Consider the following 11,207-nt stretch of genomic DNA (forward strand, 5'->3'; position numbering starts at 1 on the left):
ACGAAGGACACCTCCGCGGGCGGGTGGGGGGACCGTCACGGTAAGCCCATACGATCAGCGGCCGGTCGCACCACCCCGGGCGGCGCACGCCGGTGTCCCCCGTTCGCGGTAACGTGGCGGGCGTTGTCGCTGTCCGCCCGCCGGGGTCGATCCCCGCGCCCCCGGGGCCGCCGCCCCGGGACGTCCTTCGCCCCTCCGAGGAGCCATGCCCCTGCCCCCGGTCTCCGTGATCATGCCGGTCCTCAACGAGGAGCGGCACCTTCGCGACGCGGTCCGTCACATCCTCGACCAGGAGTACGCCGGCGAGATGGAGGTGGTGATCGCGCTCGGCCCGTCCACGGACCGGACCGACGAGATCGCCGCCGAGCTGGTCCGCGAGGACCCGCGCGTGCGCACCGTGCCCAACCCGACGGGCCGTACGCCCGCCGCGCTCAACGCGGCGATCAGGGCGTCGCGCCACCCGGTCGTGGTGCGCGTCGACGGGCACGGCATGCTGTCGCCGAACTACATCGCCACGGCGGTGCGGCTGCTGGAGGAGACCGGCGCGCAGAACGTCGGCGGCATCATGCACGCCGAGGGCGAGAACGCCTGGGAGGACGCCGTCGCCGCCGCGATGACGTCCCGGATCGGCGTGGGCAACGCCGCGTTCCACACGGGCGGCGAGGCCGGCCCGGCGGAGACGGTGTACCTGGGCGTGTTCCGGCGCGAGGCGCTGGAGCGGCAGGGCGGGTACAACGAGGAGTTCGTCCGGGCGCAGGACTGGGAGCTGAACTTCCGCATCCGCGAGGCGGGCGGGCTGATCTGGTTCTCGCCGGAGCTGAAGGTGCGCTACCGGCCGCGGCCGTCGGTGCGGGCGCTGGCGAAGCAGTACAAGGACTACGGCCGCTGGCGCCACGTCGTCGCCCGCTACCACCGGGGCTCGATCAACCTGCGCTACCTGGCCCCGCCGGCGGCGGTGTGCGCCATCGCGGCCGGCCTGGTCGTGGGCGCGACGCTCACCCCGCTGGGCTTCGCCGTCCCCGGCGGCTACCTCGCGGCGATCACCCTGGGCTCCGTCCCGGCGGGCCGGGGCCTGCCGCTGAAGGCCCGGCTGCAGATCCCGGTGGCGCTGGCGACGATGCACATGTCGTGGGGGTACGGCTTCCTGACCAGCCCCCGCAGCCTCGCGAGGAAGGTCGTCGCCAGCCGCCGCCCGGCGGTCCACGAGACCGCCTGAGCCCTTCGGCACCNGGGGGNNNGGGGCGGTGCGGGGGNCCCGGCGGGCGGTGCGGGGGGCCCGGCGGCCGCCCGGTACGAAGGCGTCCGGCTCCCGGTACGGGGGTCCGGNGCCNNNCTCGTGCCGGGCGCGTCCGCCGCACCCCGCGAAAAGGGCCTCCGCCCGGAAGCGGAGGCCCTCGTCACCGGGTCAGAAGACGCCGTTCAGGTGGTGCCAGTCGTCGGCGGCCACCTGGCCCGGGTGCAGCGAGCCGGTGCCACGGCCCGAATACGCGAGCTGGCAACCGACGCCCCGGCACTCCGGGCTGACGAACTCGGGGCGGGTCGTGGTGGCGAGGTCGGCGTGGCCGTCGCCGCCGATGTCGCCCAGGCCCAGGAACTCCGCCATGACGTTCCAGCCGCCGTTGCCGATCAGCACGCGGGCCCCGAGGGCCCCGGTCCTGCCCGGGTACAGCCACAGCTTCCCGGTGGAGGGCTCCCGGGCGATCAGGTCCGGTCGGCCGTCACTGTTCATGTCGCCCGCGCCCACCAGGGCGTTCATCGCGTTCCAGCCGCCGTTGCCGACGAGCTTGCGGGCCCCGAGGGCGCCGGTGCCGGTGCCGGGGTAGAGCCACAGCCTGCCGGTGGCCTTCTCGACGGCGAGGAGGTCCGTGCGGCCGTCGCCGGAGAGGTCCCCGTAGCCGACGAGCCGGCTCATGGCGTTCCAGCCGCTGTTGCCGATGAGCTTGCGGGCCCCGAGGGCGCCGGTGCCGGTGCCCGGGTAGAGCCACAGCCTGCCGGTGGCCGCCTCGCGGGCGATGACGTCCTCCCGGCCGTCGCCGCCGAAGTCGCCGTGCCGGACCAGGCCGTTGAACGCGTTCCAGCCGCCGTTGCCGACGAGCTGTCCGGTGCCGTCGCCGGGCAGGAACCACAGGCGGCCCGCCCGGTCGCGGACCAGGACGTCGGCCTTGCGGTCGCCGTTCAGGTCGCCGAAGCCCGCTTCCCGGGGCGAGGGCGCCGAGTGCCACCGCGGGTAGGGCGGGTAGGAGCACTCCCGGGACGTGGAGACGAACCGCACCGAACTGACGGTGCCGTGCTCGTAGCCCCACTCGGTGCCCGCCGGGTCGGGGGACCAGATGCCGACCATGCCGTCCTGGCCGTAGTCGGGGTCGTCGTGCACGCAGGCGAACCTGGACGTGCGGTTCACGACCGACCGGAACGTGTTGTCCCAGGTGCCGAGCGACGCCCTGTCGGAGTTCGTCTTGTACATGGTGCCCGTGCCGTTGTCGGTCTTCCAGGCGCAGAAGTAGCCCGCCGGGCAGTCGCCGATCGCGGCCTGTGCGGGCGCCGCGCTTGCGCCGAGGAGCCCGAGCGAGGTGAGCCCCAGCGCCGCGGCCAGTGCGGCCAGGCGCCGGAGCAGGGATACGCGCATATGTCCTTCCCTCCCTGACGCGGCGCGGAGAGACGCTCGACGCGCCGCGGGAGGACGGTATCCCGCCAACAGGATCACGCCACCACGCGGGGTGTCCTTCCGCCTGGGGGCGGGGCGAGGGCGGCGACGCGGCACGGCGTCGGGAGGGGAGGCACCGGCGCGGCGTGCGATGTCCCGGGCCGGAGCCGACCGGACGGATGCGCGATCGGGGACCTTCCGCTGTCCGGCTCCTACTCGGGGGCGCGGCCGTACCGCTCCAGCGTCGCCTTCGAGACGGACCGGTCCACGAGTCGCAGTTCCCACGGCCCCGTGTTCACGTCGAAGTCCTTCCCGAAGCCGACCCACTTCCCGGCCATCCGCCGGCCGGTCGGCTCGACCAGGAGCTGAACGGCCCCGTGGTAGCGGGCCCCGTGGTAGTAGCCGTCCGAAGCGGTCTGCTCCATCCACGACCCGGTGACCACGTTGCGGTCGACGGTCAGGTCCAGCGCGAGCGGGCTGTCCGGGTTCGAGGACGCCCCCGGCAGGCTCCGGGCGGTCAGCCGGTCGCCGTGCTGGACGATCACCACGTAGTGCCTGCCCTCGTACGTCTCCCCCCGACTGGACGAGTAGAACTCGTACCGGCTGAGCCACACCCCCGCGAACGCCCCCTCGACGTTCCGGGCGGCCGACTGGGCCCCCACGGCGGTTGAGGTGACGCCCCTTGTTCCCGCATCCATGTCATGCCCTCCTGTCCCGTCCGCGCGGACCCTCGCCATCGGTACGGGGAGGGAGAACCCCAGGGCCTCGACAGGGCGGCCCGTGACCCGCTCCAACGCCCTCGCGTACACGCCTCGGGGCGTCCTGCTCGTCCCCGACTCCCAACGCTGCACCAGGCGCTTCGACGCCTCGTTGGGTTCCCCCAGCTCCTCCCCTGCACGGCGCAGGGCCCTGGCGAAGTCGTCCTGGCTTAAACGCAGGCCGATGCGCACGGCCCGCAGTACGTCGTTCGGCACCACGGCGGTCGTCGTCATGACGCCAAAAGTAGCCCCAATGCATGCTTAATGACACCGGTTTGACGCCCTGAGAGGGTCAATACCGCCCTGCCGAGTGACGCCGAGGCGACGCCCGAAGCGTCGTCGCCCCGCCCTTCCGGCAGCAGGAACATCTACCTCACGGACCAACCGACCGGACGAGAGGACGAATGATGGCCGACCAGGGCGACGGAGTCCACGGAGGAGGTACCGGCACAGCCGCGGCCCTCTCCGTGCCGACACTCCGACCCACCCCCGTAAAGGACTGCGAGACCTGTGAAGCGGAGGCCGCACGGCGGCCGGCCGCGCGCCGACACGGGGGTCTTGCGGCCGTCTCCGAGGCGGATACCGGGCCCCGCGGTCGCCGATACCACCGGGCCGTCCGGTGAGCCTCAGGATCCGGGTCTCCCGGGACTCCGGCCGGACATGGGGAAGCACGGTGACCTACTCGGTCGACAGCGCCGACAGGTCCTTCATCCCCGTGGTGTCCCCCGCATGGCCCCCCTGCCGCTGCCCCCGGTGCTCCACGACGACGAAGAAGGCACCACGGTGACGACCACCCGCCCCGGCCCGGAGAGACTCCCGGCGCGCCGCGGGAGGACGGTGCCTACCGACAGGATCACGCCACCGCACGGGGCGTCCTTCCGCCTGGGGGCGGGAGCGGGGACGAGCAGCGCGGCGTGCGGTGCCGTGTCGTGTGGGGAGACGTGGCACCCGTGTGGTGAACGGGGGGCGTCGACCACGTCAGCCGGTGGGCCGACCCTCCTCGGCGGCGGGTGGCTGCGCGATGGCGAAGACACCTTTGCCCTGGACACCCCGCACGATGCCCTCGGCTTGCAGCACCTCGATGGCGGACTTGATGGTCCGGCGGCTGACCGTACCGCCCGTCTCCTGCTCCAGCTCGTGGTGGGAGGGAATGCGACGGCCGACCGGGATGTCGCCGTTTCTGATGCGCTCCCGCAGGGCGGATGCCAATTGCAGGTACATCGGGGTGATGCTCTCGCGGTCGATCTCGATCATGACGGGAGTCAAGCAGCCATCCCGGGCAGAGAAAGCCGGTCTGAGGACGCGTCACCCGGGAGCGCAGGCCACGAACGAACCCATGCCGGGTGTCGTGGTGATCAGCCCCTCCTCGCGGAGCGCGGCGGTCGCCTTCCGGACGGTCGTCCGGGCGACGCCGAACTCCTTCTCCAGCCGGACTTCGGAGATCAGAGCGCGCGGGGGGAGCTCTCCCGCCGCGATCCGCTCGCGGATCTCGTCGGCGATCTGTGCCCACTTGGGCGTGGTGGGGTCGAACTCGATCACGGCCGGATTGTACGCATCGGCGGGACCGCCCCAACCGGCGCCGGAAAAGCCCCCGCAGGCCGGCGAAGTCCCGACGCGCGGGAAACGGCGAGTCGACGGACGCGTCAACCGGCGGACTGGTCGTGCTCGCGCTCGATGACGAACGAACCCTTCCCCACGACCGTCCGCACGTATCCCAGCTCAGCGAGGAGCACCAGGGTCTTGCGGGCCGTGCCCCGCGCGATCCCGAATTCCTGCACCAGCCGGTCGACGCCGGGAACGGCACGGCCGAGCGGGTAGACACCGCTCTCGATCCGCGAGATCAGGACGGCCGCGAGCTGGAGGTACAGCGGGTCTGCGGCTTCCGGGTCCAGCTCGTCGTCGGGGCCGTAGCCCTCGGGGATCTCCACCATGACGTGACCGTATGTGGGCAGGGAAAACACCACTCATCCGTGTCATGCCATGGCAGGGCATGACCAGGTTGCAGTACTCTCCCGCTACGAGAAGACCCCCGCGACGGGAGCAAGCCGTCCGGGGGCGTGGCCACCAGCTTTCGAGGAGCTGACGACATGGGCATTATCCATGCGTTCACACGCCTGGTCCTGGATCTGTTCGCGCCCGGTAACGGCAGGCGCCGGGCGGGGGCACGCCCCGCGGAGCCGGTCGGCGCCGCACGGTCGCCCCGGCCGGGCCCGGGTGCCTGGCGGCTTCCCGCGCCGCGCTCCCCGTACGGGCTGGGCGGCCCGCTCGACGGTGAGGCGACGGCCCTCGTCCGCCCGTACCTGGCCGCGTACGAGGCGCGGCACCGGCACGCGTGGCGGCGTACCGCCCTGGTGCTCGCGGCCGACTTCGGCATCGATCTCGACGACCGGGACCTGCACGCGGCGGGGGCGGCCCGGTGAGCGGAACGGCATCGCGGCATCCGGCCCGCATGTGCGTACGGTGCGGTCGGCTCACGGGCTCCCCCGTCGTCGTCTCCGAGGTCCACCAGGGCTCCGGTCCCGGTTGGAGCGTGTACGCCTGCCCCGCGTGCGCCCCGCACTTCCCGCCCGTACCCGATGCGCTCGACCTGTTGGGCGACGGTACGAAGCGGCCCGGACGGACACGGGAGTGCAGAGAGGGCCGGCACCCCCGGTGCCGCCCCGCGGAGGTGTGCGCCTCCGGCGCCTCCGGCTCCGAACCCGCCCCGGGCCCCGACGGGGAGTCGCCTCCCCCGGCCGTCTGCCGCTGCTTCTGCCATCAGACCGCCCGGGCCGTCCGGTGAGCCTCAGGATCCGGGTCTCCCGGGACTCCGGCCGGACATGGGGAAGCACGGTGACCTACTCGGTCGACAGCGCCGACAGGTCCTTCATCCCCGTGGTGTCCCCCGCATGGCCCCCCTGCCGCTGCCCCCGGTGCTCCACGACGACGAAGAAGACACCACGGTGACGACCACCCGACCCGACGCGGAGAGACTCCCGACGCGGCGGACGGCGGACGGGGATCGCCCGCCGTCCTGGACGATCACCACGTAGCGCCTGCCCTCGTACGTCTCCTCCCGGCCGGACGAGCAGAACCCGTACCGGCCGAGCCGCACCCCCGCGAACGCCCCCTCGACGGCGAAGGACGTTTCGCACGTCACGGTTGTTCGTGATCGCGGGCAGTGCGGGCGCGTTCAAGGAGCCGGCGAGCGAGTTCGGTGAGGGAGTGGTCGGAGCCGTAGAGGCGTTCGCGGTCGGCCAGCACCCTTTCGAAGAGGGCGGTGGCCGCATCGAGGTCGCCGGCGAGCTGGTAGGTATAGCCGAGGTTGCTGCGGACGGTGATCGTCTCGGAGTGGTCTGGCCCGAAAACCCGTTCGTAATCGATGACGGCTTGACGGTAGAGGTCAGTGGCCGTTTCCAGGTCGCCCATGTCGCGGTGGCAGCCGGCCAGATTGGCACGGGCGTTGATGGTGTGCGGGTGGTCGGGGCCGTGGAGGCGCCGCATGTCCGTCAGGTTCCGCTGGTGCAGGTCCCGTGCTCGCGCCGGCTCGCCCTGCAAGGCGTAGAGGTAGGCGAGGTTGGCACGGGCGACGAGGGTGTCGGGGTGGTCGGCACCGTGGACGCGCTCGTGGTCGGCCAGGTTCCGCTGGTGCAGAGGGGTGGCCGTCTCCAGATCACCGGCGGCCCGGTGGGCGCTGGCGAGGAAGCTGCGAGCCGCGAGCGTAGCCGAGTGGTCGGGTCCCTGAAGCCGGGTGTGGATGTCCACCGCGCGCTGGGCGCACTCTGCGGCCGTACCGGCGTGGCCGTCGCCCTGCAGGAACGCCGAGGCCGCCAGGAGCAGACCGGCGGTGTGCAGATCCTCCTCCTCCGCCGGGGTCCGCTCGGTCAGGGCCAGCAGGTGCGGTAGGAGCTCGCGCCACCGAGGCCACCCGGGGACGTTGAACAGCGGGTTCTCCGGTAGCGCCTGCTCCAGCAGCCGGGTGGCGCGCTCGCGGGCGGTGGTGACGGCCTGGACGGTGCGGTGCGGATCGGCGGGGTCGGGGGTGCGTGCCACCGCCTGGACCAGGCGGTGCATGGTCACGGTCCGCCGGGTCAAAGTGATCATGCTGTAGCTGTGGAGAAGGGCCAGGGCTTCGTCGACAGCCCACGGGTCCTCCCCCAGCTGCGTGTGGAGGTCCTCGAGAACGTCGCGCGGCAGCGGGACGGGAGCGAGCCAGGCGAGCAGCCGCAGCAGGTCCCCGGCCAGGGGTTGCTGGTCCGTTATCGCTTGGAGCGACAGTTGCCAGATCCGGGCGACGGTGCGCTGGTTGTCCGCTTCCCGACCCCCCGTCGAGGCGGCGGCGAACATGCGGCCCGGGTAGCGATGGAGGCGGTCGAGGTAGGCGTCCGGGCTGATGGCGGTGGATTCCATGTAGGCGGCGGCCTGCTCCAGGGCCAGGGGCAGGTGCCCCAACTCGTCGGCGAGGCAGGCGAGGGCGTGCTCGTCGTCGGGTCCGTCGGGTTCGACGAGACGTGTGAGCAACTCCACCGCGGCGTCGGAGGGCAGCGTGTCCAGCGGAAGGGGCTGGGCCAGTCGGCGCCAGCCTGTGGGCCGTCTGCTGGTGATGACGTACCGCCCTGTGGCCATGCCCAGCACCGGAGCCAGGTCATGCGGGGAGGCGGCATCATCGAGCACGAGGAGCCAGTCCTGGTGGGCCTGCAACCAGCTCAAGGCCCACTCGGCACGCTCGGTGCTGGTCGTGGTGGCCAGATGCTGGTGGGGATCGAGCCGGACGGCGAGGTCGGCGAGCCCGTGGGTGAGGTTGGAGGCGGAGTCCGCGCTGATCCACCACACCGGGTTGAACCGGTACCGGTGCCGGTGGGCGAACTGCAGGGCCAGGGCGCTCTTGCCCGTTCCGCCCAAGCCGTGCACGACTGGGGGGACCACCGGACCGGCCTCGTCCAGGGCGGCTTCCAAGCGGGCCAGGGGCTCGGTTCGGTCGACGAAGTTCGGGTTCGCCGGCAGTGGCAGGTTGGTGGTTCCCTGCGGCGCCGGAACGTCGGCGGGCCGCCGGACGGCGCCGGCCGCCAGGTGGACGGTGCGGGCGTCGATGGTGGCGTGGTCCCCGGTGGAGACGATGCCGCTGTTGGCGCCGACGGCCACCGCCTGCCGGCCGGAGGCCTCGACGTGGGGCCTCTCGTTCACCGCTGGATGGTGGCGCCGTCACCGGTGCTGATGATGCCGTTGTTCGCCTCCACCGCGACGGAGCCGTCCCCGGAGGCGGTGAAGGACCGGGCCGGCAGCAGTCGGGCCAGTTCCGCGGCCAGTTCGGAGTCCTGCCGCAGGATGCGGCGCACCTGGACGCGCAGGGCGGCCTGGGCGTCGTCGTCCTGCGGGTCCTCGGCGACCTCGTCGATGGCTTGTTCCAAGCCTTCCCGGTCCTCCTCTCGACTCCACAGCCGCTGCACGATGCGCTGGCCCAGGGACACCGTCGCGTCGACGGCCGTGTCGGCGGTCCGAGTGACCACGGCGCTTCCGTAGGCGGCGACGGCGGCGGTGACGTACGGCACCACGTCGTTGGTGATGGCCAAGGCGTCCATGGCGTTCCCCCTCTGTCGGTTCCTCCAGCATGCTAAGACCATCCCCGACGTGACGGACTGGCAGACGGGGGAGTCGGAAGTCGATGCGGGTCGGAGCGCCGGTGGCGTGGGACGAGTGAGCAGTTGCCCGGTGGAGGCCGGCGCCGATGACCCCGGCGACCCCGCGGACACGTCGGAGGTCGCCTGATCCCCACACGACGACAACCCCCGGCAAGTCGCCGGAGGCTGTCGTCGTGCGTGCCGGTCAGTGGCTGTTCCCGAGCCGCCGGCTCACCGGGACTCCCCCGGCACGACGCCCGCGGACGACCCTGGTCAGGCCGCAGGAGACAGGAAGTCGAGAGCGCTCAGCCGGAGCCCAAAACAGCCCCTGACCTGCAAGGATCCTGTTACGGCAGGTTCCTGGCCATGACGATCCGCTGGACCTGGTTGGTGCCCTCGTAGATCTGGGTGATCTTGGCGTCGCGCATCATGCGCTCGACCGGGTAGTCGCGGGTGTACCCGTAGCCGCCGAGGAGCTGCACGGCGTCCGTGGTGATCTCCATGGCGACGTCGGAGGCGAAGCACTTGGCCGCCGCGCCGAAGAAGGTCAGGTCGCCGTCGACGCGCTCGGACTTGGCCGCCGCCGCGTAGGTGAGCTGGCGGGCCGCCTCCAGCTTCATCGCCATGTCGGCGAGCATGAACTGCACGCCCTGGAAGTCGGCGATGGCCTTGCCGAACTGCTTGCGCTCCTTGACGTAGCCCTTGGCGTAGTCGAGGGCGCCCTGCGCGATGCCGAGGGCCTGCGCGGCGATGGTGATGCGGGTGTGGTCCAGGGTCTTCATCGCCGTGGCGAAGCCGGTGCCCTCCTCGCCGATCATGCGGTCGGCGGGGATGCGGACGTTGTCGAGGTAGACCTCGCGGGTCGGGGAGCCCTTGATGCCGAGCTTCTTCTCCGGGGCGCCGAAGGAGACGCCCTCGTCGGACTTCTCGACGACGAAGGCGGAGATGCCCCTGGAGCGCTTCTCGGGGTCGGTGACGGCCATCACCGTGTAGTACTCGGAGACGCCCGCGTTGGTGATCCAGCGCTTCACGCCGTTGAGGACGTAGTGGTCGCCGTCGCGGACGGCCTTGGTCTTCATGCCGGCTGCGTCGGAGCCGGCGTCCGGCTCGGACAGGCAGTACGAGAACATCGCGTCGCCCTTGGCGAGCGGGCCCAGGTACTTCCTCTTCAGCTCCTCGGAGCCGGAGAGCATCACCGGCAGCGAGCCCAGCTTGTTCACGGCCGGGATCAGGGAGGACGACGCGCAGACGCGGGCCACCTCCTCGATGACGATCACGGTCGCGAGGGCGTCGGCGCCCGCGCCGCCGTACGACTCGGGGACGTGCACCGCGTGCAGGTCGGAGGAGACCAGGGCGTCGAGCGCCTCCTGCGGGAAGCGGGCCTCCTCGTCCACCGCGGCGGCGTACGGCGCGATCTTGGCCTCGGCGAGCGAGCGAACGGTGTCCCGGAGCATGTCGTGCTCCTCGGACGGGCGGTACAGGTCGAAGTCAGGCGTTCCCGCCATGTCTGTCTCACTCCCCTGGGCTGCGATGCTAACTACCGTTAAGTAACCCAATTTTAGTCCGCGCCCGCCGGGCCGGCCCATGCGGGGACCGCGTGAGTTTGCCGACAGGCGGCGCGCCGCCGGATCCCTGCCCTGCGCGCCGCCCGACTATGCTCGGGACGCATTCCCGGCACGTACAGCACTGGAGCAGCACACATGGCCCTGAAGATCACCGTGATCGGCACCGGTTACCTCGGCGCCACCCACGCGGCGGCCATGGCGGAGCTCGGCTTCGAGGTGCTCGGGCTGGACATCGTCCCCGAGAAGATCGAGATGCTGTCGCAGGGCCGGGTCCCGATGTACGAGCCGGGGCTTGAGGAGCTGCTGCGGCGGCACGTCGCCGGGATCGAGGGGTCCACCGGGCGGCTGCGCTTCACCACCTCCTGGCAGGAGGTCGGCGACTTCGGCGACGTGCACTTCGTCTGTGTGAACACTCCGCAGAAGCACGGCGAGTACGCCTGCGACATGACCTACGTCGACGCCGCGTTCGGTTCGCTCGCCCCGCACCTGAGGAAGCCGTCGCTGGTGGTGGGCAAGTCGACCGTGCCGGTCGGCAGCGCGGAGCGGCTGTCGCGGTTCCTCGCGGAGCGGGNCCCGGCNCGGACNNNGNNNNGNNGNGGANNNCCNGNNNCNNNNGCNNCGNCGAAGNCCNNCGNGNTCCTNC

Annotated in this window: 12 protein-coding genes; 3 read left to right on the plus strand and 9 right to left on the minus strand. The window is 72.0% G+C overall.

Annotated elements, in window-relative coordinates; genetic code table 11:
* The first annotated feature begins 205 nt into the window (after positions 1 to 205).
* A complete protein-coding gene (locus MW084_RS10740; protein ID WP_010472645.1) occupies positions 206 to 1,216 on the plus strand; it encodes a glycosyltransferase family 2 protein in 1,011 nt (336 codons plus the stop codon).
* A 189-nt stretch (positions 1,217 to 1,405) separates the two neighbouring features.
* Here the strand turns inward: MW084_RS10740 and MW084_RS10745 are convergent, their stop codons facing one another.
* From MW084_RS10745 to MW084_RS10765, 5 genes are all read right to left on the minus strand, one after another.
* Positions 1,406 to 2,626: an FG-GAP-like repeat-containing protein gene (locus tag MW084_RS10745; protein ID WP_010472643.1), complete on the minus strand. Its 1,221-nt coding sequence runs from the start codon at positions 2,624 to 2,626 to the stop codon at positions 1,406 to 1,408.
* A 230-nt stretch (positions 2,627 to 2,856) separates the two neighbouring features.
* Positions 2,857 to 3,636, minus strand: coding sequence for a helix-turn-helix domain-containing protein (locus MW084_RS10750; RefSeq protein ID WP_010472642.1), 780 nt, complete (start codon positions 3,634 to 3,636; stop codon positions 2,857 to 2,859).
* A gap of 744 nt (positions 3,637 to 4,380) precedes the next feature.
* On the minus strand, positions 4,381 to 4,656 hold the full coding sequence (locus MW084_RS10755) for a GntR family transcriptional regulator (protein WP_010472641.1): 276 nt from the start codon (positions 4,654 to 4,656) through the stop codon (positions 4,381 to 4,383).
* A 51-nt stretch (positions 4,657 to 4,707) separates the two neighbouring features.
* The gene (locus tag MW084_RS10760) at positions 4,708 to 4,941 is read right to left on the minus strand and encodes a GntR family transcriptional regulator (protein WP_010472638.1); all 234 of its coding nucleotides are present in this window, start codon (positions 4,939 to 4,941) and stop codon (positions 4,708 to 4,710) included.
* Between the two features lie 104 nt (positions 4,942 to 5,045).
* Positions 5,046 to 5,333 (minus strand): GntR family transcriptional regulator, encoded by a 288-nt coding sequence (locus MW084_RS10765; protein ID WP_010472635.1) that lies wholly within the window; start codon positions 5,331 to 5,333, stop codon positions 5,046 to 5,048.
* 156 nt (positions 5,334 to 5,489) lie between these two features.
* Here MW084_RS10765 and MW084_RS10770 point away from each other — a divergent pair, with 156 nt between their 5' ends.
* The gene (locus MW084_RS10770) at positions 5,490 to 5,822 is read left to right on the plus strand and encodes a hypothetical protein (RefSeq protein ID WP_010472633.1); all 333 of its coding nucleotides are present in this window, start codon (positions 5,490 to 5,492) and stop codon (positions 5,820 to 5,822) included.
* A gap of 446 nt (positions 5,823 to 6,268) precedes the next feature.
* Here the strand turns inward: MW084_RS10770 and MW084_RS10775 are convergent, their stop codons facing one another.
* The 4 genes from MW084_RS10775 to MW084_RS10790 form a co-directional block, all read right to left on the minus strand.
* Entirely contained in the window at positions 6,269 to 6,541 is a 273-nt protein-coding gene (locus MW084_RS10775) for a hypothetical protein (RefSeq protein ID WP_010472631.1), read from the minus strand.
* On the minus strand, positions 6,538 to 8,565 hold the full coding sequence (locus MW084_RS10780; RefSeq protein WP_010472629.1) for a tetratricopeptide repeat protein: 2,028 nt from the start codon (positions 8,563 to 8,565) through the stop codon (positions 6,538 to 6,540). Before MW084_RS10780 ends, MW084_RS10775 begins: the two co-directional genes overlap by 4 nt.
* Positions 8,562 to 8,960 carry a hypothetical protein gene (locus MW084_RS10785; protein WP_010472627.1) on the minus strand — a complete coding sequence of 133 codons (399 nt, stop codon included), beginning with the start codon at positions 8,958 to 8,960 and terminating at the stop codon, positions 8,562 to 8,564. Before MW084_RS10785 ends, MW084_RS10780 begins: the two co-directional genes overlap by 4 nt.
* 386 nt (positions 8,961 to 9,346) lie before the next feature.
* Positions 9,347 to 10,504: an acyl-CoA dehydrogenase gene (locus MW084_RS10790; RefSeq protein ID WP_010472622.1), complete on the minus strand. Its 1,158-nt coding sequence runs from the start codon at positions 10,502 to 10,504 to the stop codon at positions 9,347 to 9,349.
* 195 nt (positions 10,505 to 10,699) lie between these two features.
* On the opposite strand from MW084_RS10790, the gene MW084_RS10795 reads away from it, so the two are divergent.
* Positions 10,700 to 11,135, plus strand: a 436-nt coding sequence (locus MW084_RS10795) for an NAD(P)-binding domain-containing protein (RefSeq protein ID WP_275563565.1), incomplete at its 3' end; no start/stop codon positions are given.
* Between the last annotated feature and the right edge of the window lie 72 nt (positions 11,136 to 11,207).

It is taken from the genome of Streptomyces sudanensis, assembly GCF_023614315.1.
GTDB lineage: Bacteria > Actinomycetota > Actinomycetes > Streptomycetales > Streptomycetaceae > Streptomyces > Streptomyces sudanensis.